Below are 15,178 nucleotides of genomic sequence, written 5' to 3'. Positions count from 1 at the left end.
TTGCCGTGTTGACGATCATCGCTGTGGAACGGGGTACTCCCCTCCAAGACTTGTACTATCTTACACAAAAGTTAATGCCCCACCGCAATGGCTGCGGTGGGGCGAGAAACTTATTGCCTAGAAGGCGCCGGAGGACGGGTTATACGTCACTTGGACAGTGCGCGTGTCCTCGCCACTTGGGGCGGAGGCATCGTCGGCGGAAGAATCTTCCGCCGATTCAGACTGCGCCATCTCGTCCTGGATTTCCTTCGGTGCCTCTGCTGGGTCGGCGCCCTTGATCATCCAGATGATGGTGTCGAGTTCTTCCGGCTTGACCAGCACCTCACGGGCCTTGGAGCCCTCGGATGGGCCCACGACACCGCGGGATTCCATGAGATCCATGAGGCGGCCCGCCTTGGCGAAACCGATGCGCAGCTTGCGCTGGAGCATCGAGGTCGAACCCAGCTGGGAGGTGACAACCAGCTCGACTGCCTCGAGCAGATCGTCCATGTCCTTGCCGATATCGTCGTCGATTTCCTTCTTCGCCTCGGACTTCTTTTCTTCCGTGACGCCTTCAGTGTAGTTCGGCTGACCTTGTGCCTTCGCGGCATCGACAACCGCTTGCACCTCTTCGTCGGAGACGAAAGCACCCTGCATACGCACCGGACGGCCGCCCTGCGGAATGAAGAGGCCGTCACCCATGCCGATGAGCTTTTCTGCACCGCCTTGGTCCAAAATGACGCGGGAGTCCGTAAGGGACGAGGTGGCAAATGCCAATCGGGAAGGAACGTTGGTCTTGATAAGACCGGTGACCACGTCCACGGAAGGTCGCTGGGTTGCAAGCACCAAGTGGATGCCGGCCGCACGCGCCTTCTGGGTGATGCGCACGATGGATTCCTCGATTTCCTTCGGCGCGGTCATCATGAGGTCGGCCAACTCGTCCACGACACAGACGATGTACGGGTACGGGCGCATCTCGCGCTCGGAGCCGAGCGGCGCCTGGTGCGCGCCGGAGATGACCTTGCGGTTATAGTCCTCGATCTTACGCACGCGGGCAGCCTTCATGTCCATGTAGCGCTGCTCCATCTCCTCGACGAGCCACTGCAGGGCCGCCGCCGCCTTCTTTGGCTGGGTGATAATAGGCGTAATAAGGTGCGGGATGCCCTCGTAAGGAGTCAGCTCCACCATCTTCGGGTCAACGAGGATGAGGCGGACCTGCTCCGGGGTCGCGCGCGTCAGGAGGGAAACCAGCATCGAGTTCACGAAGGCCGACTTACCGGAACCGGTGGCACCGGCGACGAGCAGGTGCGGCATCTTCTGCACGGAATAGGACGAGTACTCGCCCTCGATGTCTTTACCCAGGCCGATGAGCATCGGGTCCTCATCACTTGCGATGGCCGGGGAATCCAGAACGTCACGCAGGCGCACCATCTCACGGTCCGCATTCGGAACCTCGATACCCACCGCAGACTTGCCCGGGATTGGGGTCAGCAGGCGCAGGTTGTCCGTCGCCACGGCATAGGCCAGGTTGGACTGCAGGTTCGTAATCTTGGAGACCTTCACGCCTGGTCCCAGCTCGATTTCGTAGCGGGTGACTGTCGGGCCACGGCTAAAGCCGGTGACCTGCGCGTTGACCTTGAACTCCTCGAAGACATCGGTAATCGCCTCGATGATGCGGTCGTTGGCCTCGGTGCGCGCCTTGGTGGGCTTACCCGCGGTCAACAATGCGGTGGTAGGCAGGTCGTAGTCGGAGTCGTTGCCCATCGCGCCAACCTGTGCGGCGGCCGGTTGCTGCGCTGCAGGGGCCTGCGCGGCCTGTTGCTGCGCAGCAGGCTCCTCCACGGACTTGCCCGTCGCCGCATCGCGGCCGGAGCGCTGCTGGAATAGGCGCACTGCCTCCGCGTGTGCGGAAGAGACGACGTCGGAAGCAGCGTCCATTGCGGCCGCACCAGCAGCGCCGGCAGCGGCGGCACCGGCAGCGCTTGGCGACGCCTTCTTGGCTACAGGCTGAGCCGCAGGTTGTGCGGCTGACTGCTGGACCGGCTGCTGAGTCGGCTGTGCAGATTCTTGACGCTGCGGTGCAGAAGGCAAAACGGTGGTCTGCTCTTCATCACGCACGGCCGGGAACTCGTCGGTGTCCTCGATGTTGCGGGAGCCAGCGAAGTCTGGGCGGCCGTGCTGGACCGGCGCGGCGTTAGAAAAGACTTCGGTGGGCTGGCCGGCCTCGTCAAGCAATGCTTGCTCTTGTTCTTGGGCAGCCGGCTTGGCGTTCGCGGAATCGAAGGACACGGTGGGCTGGTTGACCGATTGGTTATCTGCCGGGTAGTTATCCATCGGCGTCGCCAAGCGGCGTGGGGCCTGGCGCCGCGCGCGACGTGGCTGCGACTGCTGGCGCTTGTCACGCGGGGTGCGCTCGCGGCCTTCGGCAATGTCTTCGATGTCATCGTCGACGTGGCCATAGGCATCGTCGTCGATGTCCTCGTCATAGTCGCCATAACGCTCGGCCTTCTTCTCGCGCAGGCCCGCCATCAGGTCGTTGAAGAGCGCAGAGAGGTAGTCGAAGGCCTGGCGCAAGGTGATGCCCGTGACGTTCAAAGCGCCGTAGATGATGAGCAGGATAAGCAGCGGCACGGCGACGTAGGCGGAAAATGCTGCCTCCAAAAGCTGGCCTACGGCAAAGCCGATGGCACCGCCGGCGTCCCCAGCCGCGTTATCATGCCAGGAAAGCTTGGGCAGACCGGCGAAGATGTGAATTAGGCCCAGCATCGAGACAATGATGAGGCCGATGCCGCCCATCACGCGGGGCTGCAGACGGCCAGCTACGCCGGAAACTCCCATCATCAGCGCCATGGCGAGCGCGATCAGGGCGACCGGCAAGACGTAAGCGCCCGCGCCGATGACATAGCGCACGGCGTCGGTGAGATAGGCGCCGATAACGCCAACGATGTCGAACCAAACCGCGCATGCCAAGACGATGGCTACGCCGATGAGTGTTAAGGCAACGGCATCCGGGTTGGAAATCTGGATGGTGCGCTCTTCGCGCGCGATTGCATCAGGAGCAGTTGGCGAATGCTCATCGAGCTCATGCTCGCGCGCTGCGCGATCTTCTGTGGCCTTTGCGCGGGTCACCTTGTTTTTCTTTTGTTTGCCGCGAGTAGAAATTTCCTCTGGCTCCCTTGCGTCGTCGTATGCGAATTCTTCATAGCCTTCTGCCCCGCCGTCACTCGGACGCAGATTGCCAAAACCGCGGCTAACGCCGCGCGTCATATCACCCATGCCACGCGCGGTGGCACCGAATGCGGCACTTAGGCCACGCCCGACAGCACGAAATGCGCTGCCGGTCCGCTCATAAGAGGGATCAGCAGCGCGGTTGGCGGAAGTAAGCGTCAGATTCTCTGCCGCATTCCGCGACGTGGACTTGGCCGCTCCAGACCGCCCCGAGGGGCGCGATCGATTCGCAGGACGGGCCGCCCCCTTGCCGGAGCGGCCGCGATGCGAGGCGCGTGACGGTGCGTTTTTGACAGACATGCCAGCCACTCTAGTAGCCCACACCCCACTAATCACATACGCCACACGGGTTTCGAGGAAGTATTTTCCTTAGTTAATGATGCGTCTGCGGGCCTGCAGGGCTGCCCGCAAGACGTACGTGGCTATATCTAGTCTAGAGGGTTGACCTAACGACGGCGCTTACGTCGCCCTCAATTTTCAGCGAGCAAGCATCGCGGCCAAAGACCCACAGCACGAGCTCTGGAACGGGCCCCATCACGCGGACGACGTCATCGCCGCGATCGGCAACCTTCCTATCGTCCGCGACGACGATCCGGCCAAAGTTCTCCGGATACAACACGACCGGCTTGGAAGACTTTTTCAGCATGCGTGGCGCGAGCATTTTCAGAGCCTTATGCAGCTCGCCCAAAACCACCGCGGAGAACTCGCGTTGCTCATTCATGCCATTGGCGCGGCGCACGTCCTCGTGGTGGACAAAGTGCTCGGTGAGATTGACCTTGGAGTCAACAAGACGCATTGGGTTGGCGCGTCCGGCTCCCCTCCCCCAGTCATCGACGAGCTCGGTGAAGTCGCGGGCAGCCGCCTGCTCCATCGCGGCGTCGAGACGGCCGGCAAGCTGTGGGACCAGCATGCCCGCCGCAGCGTCGGGACGGTTCTCACGCACCCACAGGTGGGCAGCTAGATCGCGGGTGCTCCAGCCTTGACAGAGGGTGGGAGCGTCTGGTCCGAGCTTATGAAATAGCGTCACCAGCTTGGCGCGCTCAGCAGAAGAAAACGACATGTGCCCCAGCATAGACTGCTGGGGCACACGCCGTCAGGCGAACAAGGCGGCTCGATACGCGCTGCCAAACCTAAAGGATTCTAAAAAGATTCTAAAGGGACTCGCGGGAAGCCTCTACCTCATCGTCGTCTGCAAGCAACGGACCAGAGTTGGTCGGAATGATGGTCGGCAAGATGACCGGCTCACGCTTGTACTTGGAATCCATGAGCTTGGTGACCTTGCGGCGGACCTTCTGGACCATGCGGTAAGTATCGTTCTCACCTTCGGCAGCGAGATCGTTCATGGTGTTTTCCACGATCTCGGCAACCTCTGGCACGATTCCACGGTCGTCGTCGGAGAAGCCCGTGGTGGAAACCGCGGGCTTTTCGAGCAGACGCGAGGTGCGGTTGTCGATGACACAGGTGATGGAGACAACGCCGCCAGCACCCAGGTTGGTGCGGTCTGCCAAGGTATCGGCATCGACGTCACCCATGGAAACACCATCGACGTAGAGGTTGCCCACCGTGATCTGGCCAACGACCTCGGCGCGACCCTTGCGCAGGTCTACAACGACGCCGTTTTGGGCGAGAACCACTCGGTCACGGGCGACGCCAGTAGAGACAGCCAGTTCCTTGTTCGCACGCAGATGGCGCCACTCGCCGTGGACCGGCATAGCGTTCTTCGGACGTGCAGCGTTGTAGAGGAACAAAAGCTCGCCGCCGTAGCCGTGGCCGGAAGCGTGAACCTTAGCCTCCTTGTTGGTGACAACCTCGGCACCAATCTGGGAGAGCATGTTCATCACACCGTAGACGGCCTCTTCGTTACCCGGAATCAGGGAGGAAGAGAAGATGATCAGATCGCCATCGCGAACGGTGATCTGGCGGTGCTCGCGACGCGCCATGCGCGACAGTGCCGCCATCGGCTCGCCCTGGGTACCGGTGGTAATCAAAAGGACCTTGTGCGGTGCCATCTTGGCAGCCTCATCGATCGGGACGATAGTGCCGCGCGGAACCTTAAGGAAGCCCATCTTCTCGGCGATTTCCATGTTGCGCATCATGGAACGGCCATTGAACGCGACCTTGCGGCCAGCGTAAACGGCGGCGTCGATAGCCGCCTGCACGCGGTAGACGTTCGAGGCGAAGGACGCAATAATGACGCGCTGCTTGGCATTGGAGACCAAGCGGCGGAAGGTAGCCGGGATATCGCCCTCAGACGCGGAAACGCCTGGGATGTTCGCGTTGGTGGAATCGCAGAGCATGAGGTCGACGCCCTCGTCGCCGTAGCGAGACAGCGCCGGAAGGTCGGTCGGACGGTTATCCAGCGGGGTCTGGTCCAGCTTGATGTCACCAGTGTGGATAATGTTGCCAGCCGGGGTGCCCAGCATGATGCCCAGCGCATCCGGCACGGAGTGATTAACTGCCCAGAAGCGCAGACGGAACGGACCGTAGTTCACATCGGACTTCTCGTTGACCTCAACGAACTTCGGCTTCTGGCGGTGCTCCTTACACTTCGCCGCAATCAGGGCGATGGTAAAGCGCGATGCCACAATTGGGATATCCGGGCGCAGCTTGAGAAGCCACGGGATAGCACCAATGTGGTCCTCGTGAGCGTGGGTAACCACGAGCGCCTTGACCTTGTCGATCTTCTTTTCGATCGGGCCAAAGTCCGGCAAGATAAGGTCCACGCCCGGCTCCCCGGAGGACGGGAAGAGCACGCCACAGTCAATGATGAGCAGCTCGTCCTGGTACTCAAAGACGGTCATGTTACGACCGATCTCTGAAATACCGCCCAGAGCGTAGATGCGCAGGGCATCCTTCGGCTGCTTCGGCGGCTGCGGCAGGCGCTTGGTCAGATCCGCGCCCTGCATGGACTTCGGAACGTTGCGGCGGCCGCGGTTGTTGTTGCGGTTGCCACGGCCACCATTGTTGTTGCCGTTATTGCCGTTGTCGTTATTTCCGTTGTTCTCGGCGTTGTTGCCGCCGCGGCCGCGACCGCGACCACCGCGGGAGCCACGGGAACGCGAGCGGCGGTTGCCGCCGTTCGAGTTCTCGGAATTGCCGTTGTTATTGGATTTCTTGTCGCCGGATTCCTGCTTTGGCTCCGAGTTGCTCGGTGCCTGAAAAACCGGCGAAGCCGCCTCGTTGGAGGCGGACTCGGTTTCCGCTGGTGGGCCCGCCTTGCGGGTAACCTTGCGGGAACGGTTACGGGGTTCAGTCATTCTTAAAGGACTCCAGCCTTTTCCATATCACGGCGAAGTTCCTCAATCTCCTGCTCGCTTGCTGCGACAACAGGCAGACGAGGATCTCCGACTTCGATGCCCTGCAGGCGCAGGGCAGCCTTTGCGAGTGTTGCTCCTCCCAAGCGTGCTTGAGCTTGGATGAGCGGGGTCAAAGTTTGTGCATTGATCTCCCTTGCGCGTGCAAGATCGCCTTCTTCGAAGGCATCCAGAAGATCTGCGAGACCGCGCGGTGCTGCATGGCCAACCACGGAGATGACGCCAGATGCGCCCAAGGTCAGCCAAGGCAGGTTTAGCGGGTCATCGCCGGAGTACCAGGCGAGGCCGGTCTCCTGAATAAGTGGGGTGGCTGCACCAAGGTTGCCTTTGGCGTCCTTGATGGCCTGAATAGTCGGCAATTCCGCGAGGCGACGGATGGTATCCGTCGCAATCGGAATGCCCGAGCGGCCAGGAATGTCATAGAGACAAATTGGGGTATCAGTTGCCTGAGCAATCGCTGCGAAGTGCGCATACACGCCTTCCTGCGAAGGCTTGGAGTAGTAAGGGGTCACGACGAGCAGGCTGTCTGCTCCCGCTTTTGCGGAAGCCTTTGCCATCTCAATCGAGGTGGCGGTGTTGTTGGTACCTGCTCCAGCGCAGATCTTTGCGCGGTCCCCTACTTCTTCCTTGACGGCCTTGAGCAGCGTTAGCTTTTCATCCAGCGTTGTCGTCGGCGATTCACCGGTGGTACCGCCCAGAATCAAAGAGTCGATACCGTTGTCAACGAGGTGAGCTGCCAGCCGGCGTCCCGCAGCGACATCGAGTTTGCCATCCCCGTCAAACGGGGTGACCATGGCTACTCCGACACGTCCGAAGGTTTCTACGCCTGTCTTTGCTGTCATACCTGTGCTCATAGCCGTCAAGATTACCCGCTTCCCGCGAAATTTTGTTCATCGGGGTCGCGTGGCGGAACAAGCTATGGCCACCGCCACGGACTTGAGCTAGGCGTATGGGCTCGATGCCATTTCGGTGCCGTCGGCAAGCTGGGTGATGTGGAAGTCATCGAATACCACCGGCGACTGCTCCCGCAACAGCTTTAGGCAGGCAATAGCTAACTCGCGCATCTCGGTATCCGCCTGCTCTGTGGCACGCGCGCCGATGAAGTGACGCCAAGCGCGGTAGTTTCCGGTAACCACGATGCGGCTTTCCGTGAGATTGGGCAACACCGCACGTGCCGCCTGCCGAGCCTGCTTCTTGCGCAGCAGTGCGTTGGGCTCATCTTCTAACTTGCTCTCCAGCGCGCTGAGCAGCTCGTTATAGACAAAGCGAGTTTCATCAACGGCCTGCATAGTAAGCCGCGTCAGCTGCTCGTCTTCAGCAATGAGCTTGGGCAGCACCACCTGAGTTTCCTCCGGGTGGACATAGCGCTGCGAGAGCTGGGAGAAGGAAAAGTGGCGGTGGCGCACCAGCTCATGACTGGCAGAGCGCGACAGGCCGCGGATATACAACGTAGCCGTGGCGTGCTCCAGCAATGCGTCGTGGCCGACCTCCAGAATGTGGCGCAGGTAGGCCGAGTTTGTCGCGGTGCGCGGGTTCGGCTTATCGAAGGACTCGTAGCAAGCCCGGCCGGCAAATTCGACGAGAGCCTCGCCATCGGAGGCTGCCTGTTCCCTCTCCCACTCGATGCCCTGCGGCGGGTGGAACTGCGTTGCCGCGATGAGCTGGACGTCCAGTTCGCTAATGCGTGCCATATCTAGTGCCTTATGTCTCCCTGATAGTCCGACTTATAGGCCCAAGTACTTCTCAAGACCCACGGTCAGCCCTGGGTGCTCTGCAATCTGGCGAACGCCAACCAGCACGCCCGGGGTGAAGGAAGAACGATCATAGGAATCCTGGCGGATGGTCAAGGACTGCCCCTGGGCGCCAAAGATGACCTCCTCGTGGGCAACCATGCCGCGGGTACGCACGGCGTGGACTGGGACACCGTCGACGTCGGCGCCGCGTGCGCCTTCGAGAGCTTGCTCGGTAGCGTCCGGCATCTGACCTAGGCCTGCTTCCTTGCGGGCGGCCGCAATGCCCTGCGCTGTGTGGATGGCGGTGCCAGAAGGCGCATCCAGCTTGGTTGGGTGGTGGTACTCCACAACCTCGGCGGTCTCGAAGTACTTCGCAGCCTGTGCTGCGAAAAACATGGTCAGCACGGCGGAGATGGCAAAGTTTGGTGCAATCAGGACGTTGCCTGCGCCATCTTGCTTGGTCCACTCCTCGACCTGTGCCAGGCGGTCTGCGTCGAAACCGGTGGTGCCCACGACGCAGTGAATGCCGTTGCCAATGCAGAACTCGAGGTTTGCCATGACCGAAGATGGCTGGGTGAAGTCAACGATAACCTCGGCGTGGTTATCCACCAGCACCTGCAGGTCAGTATCGCGGTCAACCTCAGCGACCAGCTCGAGGTCATCTGCCGCATTAACGCCTTCTACAATCGCCTGGCCCACGCGGCCCTTCGCGCCCAAGACGCCAACTTTGATAGCCATAAATGCTCCTTTGCCCTGTTCAATGTTCAATGTTCGATGTTCAATCTAAATTTAAATACGTATAAGCACGCTACATCTAGCGCAGGCCTTATTGCCTGCCCCAACGCCGACCAGTCTAACGCGCCAGTTGGCAACGCAGACTTTGTGCCATGCGTATCTAGATTGCTTCCGTGCTTTTCGACGACGTCGCTCGCGCCCACGATTCCTACGTCAACACCTTGGGATTCAAGGTTAAAGACGATGTCACGCACGGCGACTTCCGTTGGCTCACTGTCACCAACGCCTCCGATCTAGCCGACGGCAGCGACATCGAACTCCTGCTAGAGCCCAAGGGCCATCCAGCAGCAGCTCCTTTTACCGAGGCTCTTAAAAAGGATGGCATTCCGCTCACCCAATTCATGAGCGAGGACGTGCAGGCCGAGTACGAAAAGCTCAGCGCAAAGGGCGTCGAGTTCACCATGGAGCCAACCGACGTCGGCCCTTCCATCATTGCCATCTTCGACGACACAGTGGGCAACCTGATTCAGCTAGTCCAGCTCAAGCATTAAAGCCTTTCAAAACTAACAAGACACAAAAATCTCCTCCCTCAACATTTCACGCCGCAATAGCAGCGCCAGCTTAAACTTTAAGCAGATGTTGAGCGGAGGAGATTTTCTATTTTGGAATGCTCAAGGCTTTAGGTCATAAGGCCTAAAGCCTGAAGCCTTAAGCCTCTTCGACTGGAACCAAGGAGATCTTTCCGCGGTTGTCGATGTCTGCGATTTCGACCTGAATCTTATCGCCGACGTTGACGACGTCCTCGACCTTCTCGATGCGCTCGTCGCCGCCGAGCTTCGAGATGTGGATGAGGCCATCGCGGCCTGGGGTCAGGGAGACAAACGCGCCGAAGGCTACGGTCTTAACGACGGTGCCCAAGAAGCGCTCGCCGACCTTCGGCAGCTGCGGGTTAGCGATGGAGTTAACCTTCTCGATCGCGGCGTCGGCAGCCTCGCCCGTGGCAGCAGAGATGTAGACGGTGCCATCTTCCTCAATGGAGACCTCAGCACCGGTCTCCTCGGTAATCGAGTTGATGGTCTTGCCCTTCGGACCGATGAGCTCGCCGATCTTGTTGATCGGAATCTTCACGGAAGTGATCTTCGGAGCCAGACCAGACATCTCGTCTGGTCCTTCGATGACCTCAGCCATGGTCTCCAGGATGGTGGCGCGGGCGTCGCGAGCCTGCTCCAGTGCCTTAGCCAGGACCTTGGACGGGATGCCATCGAGCTTGGTGTCCAGCTGCAGCGCGGTGATGAACTCGGAGGTACCTGCGACCTTGAAGTCCATGTCACCGAATGCATCCTCGGCGCCCAGGATGTCAGTCAGAGCGACGAACTTCTCCTTGCCGTCTACCTCACCGGAAACCAGGCCCATTGCGATACCTGCAACCGGGGCCTTCAGCGGCACACCAGCGTTGTACAGGGACAGCGTGGAAGCACAAACGGAGCCCATGGAAGTAGAACCGTTGGAGCCTAGCGCCTCAGAAACCTGACGGATGGCGTACGGGAAGTCCTCACGGGAAGGGATGACCGGCAGCAGGGCACGCTCGGCAAGAGCACCGTGGCCGATCTCGCGGCGCTTCGGGGAGCCAACGCGGCCGGTCTCACCGGTGGAGTACGGCGGGAAGTTGTAGTGGTGCATGTAGCGCTTGCCCGTGACCGGAGTCAGGGAATCGATCTGCTGCTCCATCTTGAGCATGTCCAGGGTGGTAACGCCCAGGATCTGGGTCTCACCGCGCTCGAAAAGGGAGGAACCGTGTGCGCGTGGGATGAGGTCAACCTCAACGCCCAAGTCACGGATGTCGGTGACGCCACGGCCGTCGATACGGAAGCCCTCGGTGAGGATCTTCTTGCGCACGATGGCCTTCATGACAGCGTTATACGCAGCGCGGATCTGCTTGGAGGCATCCTCATCCTCAAACTTCTCGAGGAGATCCGCCTCGACCTGCTCCATGTACTCGTTGGTAGCGTCGTCACGGTCCTGCTTGCCGGGGATGGTCATCAGCTTCTCCAGCTTCTTGGAGGCTGCCTTTTCCACGGCGTCAAATACGTCATCGGTGTATGGCGGGAAGAGCGGGAACTCCTGGGTTTCCTTAGCAGCGCGCTCAGCCAGACCTGCCTGCGCCTCGCAAAGGGTCTTGATGAATGGCTTTGCTGCTTCAAGGCCTGCGGCAACGGTGGATTCCTGCGGTGCCGGTGCGCCTTCCTTGATGCGCTCTGCAACATTGATGCCGGCGCCTGCCTCGACCATCATGATGGCAACGTCTTCCTTGCGGCCCTTCTTCACAATGCGGCCGGCGACGACCATCTCGAACAGCGCACGCTCGTGCTGCTCGTGGTTCGGGAACGCAACCCACTGGCCTTCTGGATGCTTGTCATCAGCGATAAGCGCCATGCGCACGCCGCCGACGGCGCCGGATACCGGCAGGCCGGAAAGCTGGGTGGAAGCAGATGCACCGTTGATGGCGATGACGTCGTAGTACTCCTCCGGCGCCATGGAAAGCACCGTGACAACGACCTGCACCTCGTTGCGCAGGCCCTTGACAAAGGTCGGGCGCAGTGGACGGTCGATCAGGCGGCAGGCCAGGATGGCTTCGGTGGAGGGACGGCCTTCGCGGCGGAAGAAGGAGCCCGGAATCTTGCCGGCTGCGTACATGCGCTCCTCGACGTCCACGGTCAGCGGGAAGAAGTCGAACCCCTCACGCGGCTGGTTGGAGGCGGTGGTGGTGGACAGGAGCATGGTGTCCTCGTCCAGGTAAGTGGTGACAGAGCCGCCCGCCTGACGAGCCAGCTGGCCAGTCTCAAAACGGATGGTGCGGGTGCCAAAATCGCCATTGTCAAGAGTGGCGATTGCTTCGGTGATACCGAATTCTTCATCAATGTTGAACTCAACGGCGTTCTTAGCGCTCATTAAAGTCGTTCTCCTTTGGAGGTTTCTTTGGCGATCATCGGTGCCGCCTTCTCAAAAATTTGTCTATGACAACGTTGCACAATCCTAGCAGATATCCTGCGCTTTTGCCGCGACTACGCTCGTCTACAAAGCGGGTGAAACAAGCTTTCAAGAGCCGTAGGGTTTGTCCGCGGCTGTTAGATAGCACTCACCAATTAGATTGAACTGTGCTGGCTACCAGTAGATGGTAATCCTTATTAGAAAAACTATTTAAGGAGAAAAATGGCTTGCTCACTCGTAGCCAAGAATCTACAAATATCCCGAGGGAAAACAGTTGTCGTCGATAACTTCTCTGCAGAACTCAAATCCGGCGAAATTGTCGCCATGGTAGGACGAAATGGCGCCGGAAAGTCCACAATCATGTCGGTTCTTACTGGAAATCTCGTCGCCGCTTCCGGCACTGTTTCGATAGCGTCTAATAATGATCCGAAAACTGACAACGCAGCGTCATCGGTAGCTTTTGTCTCTCAAGGCCGTCCGCTTTACACCGGGATTACGGTCAAACAACATGTTCAATTGGCAAAAGACTTAAACGAAAACTTCAAGCTCGACTGGGCAACTGAAAAAATCACCTCGCTTCGGATTCCGATGAACGCAAAGATTTCGCAGCTGTCAGGTGGTCAACACACCCAAGTGGCATTGATTATTGCGTTAGCTCGCGGGAAAAGATTTATGGTTCTCGACGAACCGATGGCAGATCTCGACCCAGTCGTAAAGATTTGGGTTCGTAAGCTTCTCGAATACGCAGCGAAAGAAGAAAACGTTGGAATTCTTGTTTCTTCACACACCGTTTCTGACCTATCCCCTGTTCTTTCGCATCTTTGGGTTATTGAACATGGAGAGCTCTTAGTTTCGGTTCCCCGAGAAACAATTGAAAATGAGGAGCACGGCGATTTTGAGAAGTTCGTTTTGGACCACCTCACGAAAGAAGGAATCTAATGCTTAAGGTAGCTACGCACTATTTTCGTATCGACAGAACTGCTTGGCTAGCTTGCGCCGGAATCCTAGTTCTACTGGGCCTTCTAGCGGCTTATGAAGTGAAATTTAAGCCTTATTTGGGCATGACCGAAATGCTGGCCGGAATCGTGCCCATGTTCGCAGGCATTGTTTGGGCGGTCGCGCTCTTTTCCCGCGAGTTCGAATCAAAGTCAATAGTTTGGGCATTGGGTCAGGATTTTTCACCTTCCAAATTGTTCATTTGCAGGATGATCAGCCCACTTACCTCAACTGTGATCTTTGGATTACTCGTATGGGGAATCGTCGAAGTCAGCCAGCTTCGAGCGAATGGTTTGGGACCTCATGAAAATATGATGAGCTACTCCTACATCGCTGGTCATGGCATCTACCCCACCTTAGCTACGCTTGTGCTCGTATCTGTTGCTGCATTAGCCGGCATCTTGTTTAAGAAGTCGATCCCTAGCGTCGCTATTACCTTCGCGTTAGGATTGGTGATCGGCACAACGGGTGCTTCTTGGCTAAACCCTTTGTTGCCCGTCGAGCGCAGCGAAGTGAATCAAGCTGGCATGGATGAGTCTTTCAACTTAGTTCCGGGCAACACCATCTCTTCGACCCCGCTTGATAGCGGAAAGGCGCTCCTCGAATTCTATCCAAATACTGCTTTCTGGACCGCTCAAGGCTTTTACGCGCTCCTTTGGGTGGTAACTGCCCTTATTCTCTTGTGTCTAACCCATTACTTCTTCAAGCGCTCCGCACGGAACGTGGCCTAATCAGAAATAAACAAGCTCCGACACATGAATTTTGTGCCGGAGCTTAGTTTTAAGTCGGCACTCACCAAATCTGACCGGTCCAACTAACGCAAAAATCCTCAGCCCAGGAACTGGACTGAGGATTTATCTCTACTCTAAGCTGCGCTCCTCGACGTCCACGGTCAGCGGGAAGAAGCCGAAGCCCTCACGCGGCTAGTTGGAATCGGTGGTGGTGGACAGGAGCATGGTGTCCTCGTCCAGGTAAGTGGTGACAGAGCCGCCCGCCTGACGAGCCAGCTGGCCAGTCTCAAAACGGATGGTGCGGGTGCCAAAATCGCCATTGTCAAGAGTGGCGATTGCTTCGGTGATACCGAATTCTTCATCAATGTTGAACTCAACAGCGTTTCTAGCGCTCATTAAAGTCGTTCTCCTTTGGAGTTTTCTTTGGTGATCATCGGTGCCGCCGGTTAAAAATGGTTAGGTTTCTACAACGAGTAGCGATTTCAGCAGCTTTCCTGGGATTATGTCGAACATCACGCTCCCCGAATCGCGGTACAGACTTAGACTTAAACCATGGTCATGTTGTTGCTGTGGTCGCTTCCCACACTCATCTACCTTCTCCTCCGCCGCCAGCCGGCAGTCGCCGTCTGCGGACTGGGACGTCCATGGGCGCGCGGGTGGGCGTGGGCAGCGGTGATGCTGCTCGTATTGCTGGTGCTGAGCTACCTCGCTTTGTTGCCTGCGCCGGCGGAGGTTGTCGCGCAGACCACGACTGCAACAACGGCAATGGGATTCCTTGCGATGGCGCTGCGCGCGGTGGGCGAAGAAATCTTCTTCCGCGGTTTTCTACAAGGAATTATCACCCAGCGCTGGAATGCCGGCGCGGGAATTACAGTGCAGGGCCTCCTCTTCGGCCTCATCCACCTACCGCTGGCCATGCTGGATATCAGCCTCATCCCGCTCTTTGTTTTGCAGATTGCCACCGGCTTCGCCATGGGTTGGCTGCGCGAGAAAAGTGCTTCTCTATGGCCCGGCGCCGCCGTGCACGCTACCATCAACATCCTCACGGCAGTGCTCCTCGTGTAGCCCACGCTCGGGACTAGGCGAACGGGTCGCGCCCTCCCAGCATCATTTCAAAGCGCGCATAGTCCTCAAGCGACGCAAAGTGGCGCGCGTAGAGGTCCACGTCTCCCTCGACCGTGCCGTCGAGTGCGGGCGCGACATCCACGATGTGGCGCATCACGCTCGTGGGATGCTCTGCCGATTCTTGGCTACGCGCCAGCGCCTCGACCTTCGCGCGCGCCTCATCGTCGTCTGTGGCACGGACGAGGACAAAATCTTCCCGGAAATACGACGGCTCACTGGGCTCTACCGATTCAAGTTCAAAAACGACAATGCCGATATAAGGTTCCATGGTGCCAAGCTACCGTCTCTGGGGCCGCGATACCTGATGCGTGATCGAGACGGCCTCAAAAACGCAACAAACCCCGTCCGA

Annotated in this window: 12 protein-coding genes and 1 pseudogene; 4 read left to right on the top strand and 9 right to left on the bottom strand. The window is 58.7% G+C overall.

Annotation, left to right across the window (positions count from 1 at the left end; genetic code table 11):
- Positions 1-117: 117 nt before the first annotated feature.
- The 6 genes from HMPREF3158_RS02750 to dapB all read right to left on the bottom strand — a co-directional run bounded on the left by HMPREF3158_RS02750 (position 118) and on the right by dapB (position 8,992).
- Positions 118-3,507: an FtsK/SpoIIIE family DNA translocase gene (locus HMPREF3158_RS02750; RefSeq protein ID WP_083291029.1), complete on the bottom strand. Its 3,390-nt coding sequence runs from the start codon at positions 3,505-3,507 to the stop codon at positions 118-120.
- A gap of 133 nt (positions 3,508-3,640) precedes the next feature.
- Positions 3,641-4,279, bottom strand: coding sequence for a TIGR03085 family metal-binding protein (locus tag HMPREF3158_RS02745; RefSeq protein ID WP_062038586.1), 639 nt, complete (start codon positions 4,277-4,279; stop codon positions 3,641-3,643).
- A gap of 79 nt (positions 4,280-4,358) precedes the next feature.
- Positions 4,359-6,464 carry a ribonuclease J gene (locus HMPREF3158_RS02740; RefSeq protein ID WP_083291028.1) on the bottom strand — a complete coding sequence of 702 codons (2,106 nt, stop codon included), beginning with the start codon at positions 6,462-6,464 and terminating at the stop codon, positions 4,359-4,361.
- A gap of 2 nt (positions 6,465-6,466) precedes the next feature.
- On the bottom strand, positions 6,467-7,375 hold the full coding sequence (gene dapA, locus HMPREF3158_RS02735) for a 4-hydroxy-tetrahydrodipicolinate synthase (protein ID WP_070497231.1): 909 nt from the start codon (positions 7,373-7,375) through the stop codon (positions 6,467-6,469).
- A gap of 87 nt (positions 7,376-7,462) precedes the next feature.
- On the bottom strand, positions 7,463-8,212 hold the full coding sequence (gene thyX, locus HMPREF3158_RS02730) for an FAD-dependent thymidylate synthase (RefSeq protein ID WP_070497230.1): 750 nt from the start codon (positions 8,210-8,212) through the stop codon (positions 7,463-7,465).
- 33 nt (positions 8,213-8,245) lie between these two features.
- Positions 8,246-8,992 (bottom strand): 4-hydroxy-tetrahydrodipicolinate reductase, encoded by a 747-nt coding sequence (dapB, locus tag HMPREF3158_RS02725; protein WP_070497227.1) that lies wholly within the window; start codon positions 8,990-8,992, stop codon positions 8,246-8,248.
- Positions 8,993-9,153: 161 nt separating this feature from the next.
- Between dapB and HMPREF3158_RS02720 the strand changes: the two genes are divergently transcribed.
- Positions 9,154-9,540: a VOC family protein gene (locus HMPREF3158_RS02720; RefSeq protein WP_235597107.1), complete on the top strand. Its 387-nt coding sequence runs from the start codon at positions 9,154-9,156 to the stop codon at positions 9,538-9,540.
- A 157-nt stretch (positions 9,541-9,697) separates the two neighbouring features.
- Here HMPREF3158_RS02720 and HMPREF3158_RS02715 read toward each other — a convergent pair whose 3' ends face one another.
- A complete protein-coding gene (locus HMPREF3158_RS02715; protein ID WP_061923106.1) occupies positions 9,698-11,938 on the bottom strand; it encodes a polyribonucleotide nucleotidyltransferase in 2,241 nt (746 codons plus the stop codon).
- 261 nt (positions 11,939-12,199) lie between these two features.
- Here HMPREF3158_RS02715 and HMPREF3158_RS02710 point away from each other — a divergent pair, with 261 nt between their 5' ends.
- Entirely contained in the window at positions 12,200-12,916 is a 717-nt protein-coding gene (locus HMPREF3158_RS02710; RefSeq protein ID WP_049191761.1) for an ATP-binding cassette domain-containing protein, read from the top strand.
- Positions 12,916-13,704 carry an ABC transporter permease gene (locus tag HMPREF3158_RS02705; RefSeq protein ID WP_049191763.1) on the top strand — a complete coding sequence of 263 codons (789 nt, stop codon included), beginning with the start codon at positions 12,916-12,918 and terminating at the stop codon, positions 13,702-13,704. Before HMPREF3158_RS02710 ends, HMPREF3158_RS02705 begins: the two co-directional genes overlap by 1 nt.
- A 195-nt stretch (positions 13,705-13,899) precedes the next feature.
- On the opposite strand, the pseudogene HMPREF3158_RS02700 reads toward HMPREF3158_RS02705, so the two are convergent.
- Positions 13,900-14,100, bottom strand: a pseudogene (locus HMPREF3158_RS02700) (hypothetical protein); the annotation flags it as partial.
- 156 nt (positions 14,101-14,256) lie between these two features.
- On the opposite strand from HMPREF3158_RS02700, the gene HMPREF3158_RS02695 reads away from it, so the two are divergent.
- Positions 14,257-14,769, top strand: coding sequence for a CPBP family intramembrane glutamic endopeptidase (locus HMPREF3158_RS02695; protein WP_061923112.1), 513 nt, complete (start codon positions 14,257-14,259; stop codon positions 14,767-14,769).
- 13 nt (positions 14,770-14,782) lie between these two features.
- Here the strand turns inward: HMPREF3158_RS02695 and HMPREF3158_RS02690 are convergent, their stop codons facing one another.
- Entirely contained in the window at positions 14,783-15,097 is a 315-nt protein-coding gene (locus HMPREF3158_RS02690) for a DUF4288 domain-containing protein (protein ID WP_061923115.1), read from the bottom strand.
- Between the last annotated feature and the right edge of the window lie 81 nt (positions 15,098-15,178).

The organism is Corynebacterium sp. HMSC06G04, assembly GCF_001807365.1.
Lineage (GTDB): Bacteria > Actinomycetota > Actinomycetes > Mycobacteriales > Mycobacteriaceae > Corynebacterium > Corynebacterium simulans.
The sequence above is the reverse complement of the archived record's forward strand: the minus strand, read 5'-3'. Positions and strand labels throughout refer to the sequence as shown.

Bases quoted from the DNA above. Each gene is read 5' to 3' on its own strand.
- HMPREF3158_RS02745 (WP_062038586.1), bottom strand. From the start codon at position 4,279: ATGCTGGGGCACATGTCGTTTTCTTCTGCTGAGCGCGCCAAGCTGGTG.
- thyX (WP_070497230.1), bottom strand. From the start codon at position 8,212: ATGGCACGCATTAGCGAACTGGACGTCCAGCTCATCGCGGCAACGCAG.
- HMPREF3158_RS02715 (WP_061923106.1), bottom strand. From the start codon at position 11,938: ATGAGCGCTAAGAACGCCGTTGAGTTCAACATTGATGAAGAATTCGGT.
- HMPREF3158_RS02695 (WP_061923112.1), top strand. From the start codon at position 14,257: ATGGTCATGTTGTTGCTGTGGTCGCTTCCCACACTCATCTACCTTCTC.
- HMPREF3158_RS02710 (WP_049191761.1), top strand. From the start codon at position 12,200: ATGGCTTGCTCACTCGTAGCCAAGAATCTACAAATATCCCGAGGGAAA.
- dapB (WP_070497227.1), bottom strand. From the start codon at position 8,992: ATGGCTATCAAAGTTGGCGTCTTGGGCGCGAAGGGCCGCGTGGGCCAG.
- HMPREF3158_RS02750 (WP_083291029.1), bottom strand. From the start codon at position 3,507: ATGTCTGTCAAAAACGCACCGTCACGCGCCTCGCATCGCGGCCGCTCC.
- HMPREF3158_RS02740 (WP_083291028.1), bottom strand. From the start codon at position 6,464: ATGACTGAACCCCGTAACCGTTCCCGCAAGGTTACCCGCAAGGCGGGC.
- dapA (WP_070497231.1), bottom strand. From the start codon at position 7,375: ATGAGCACAGGTATGACAGCAAAGACAGGCGTAGAAACCTTCGGACGT.
- HMPREF3158_RS02690 (WP_061923115.1), bottom strand. From the start codon at position 15,097: ATGGAACCTTATATCGGCATTGTCGTTTTTGAACTTGAATCGGTAGAG.
- HMPREF3158_RS02705 (WP_049191763.1), top strand. From the start codon at position 12,916: ATGCTTAAGGTAGCTACGCACTATTTTCGTATCGACAGAACTGCTTGG.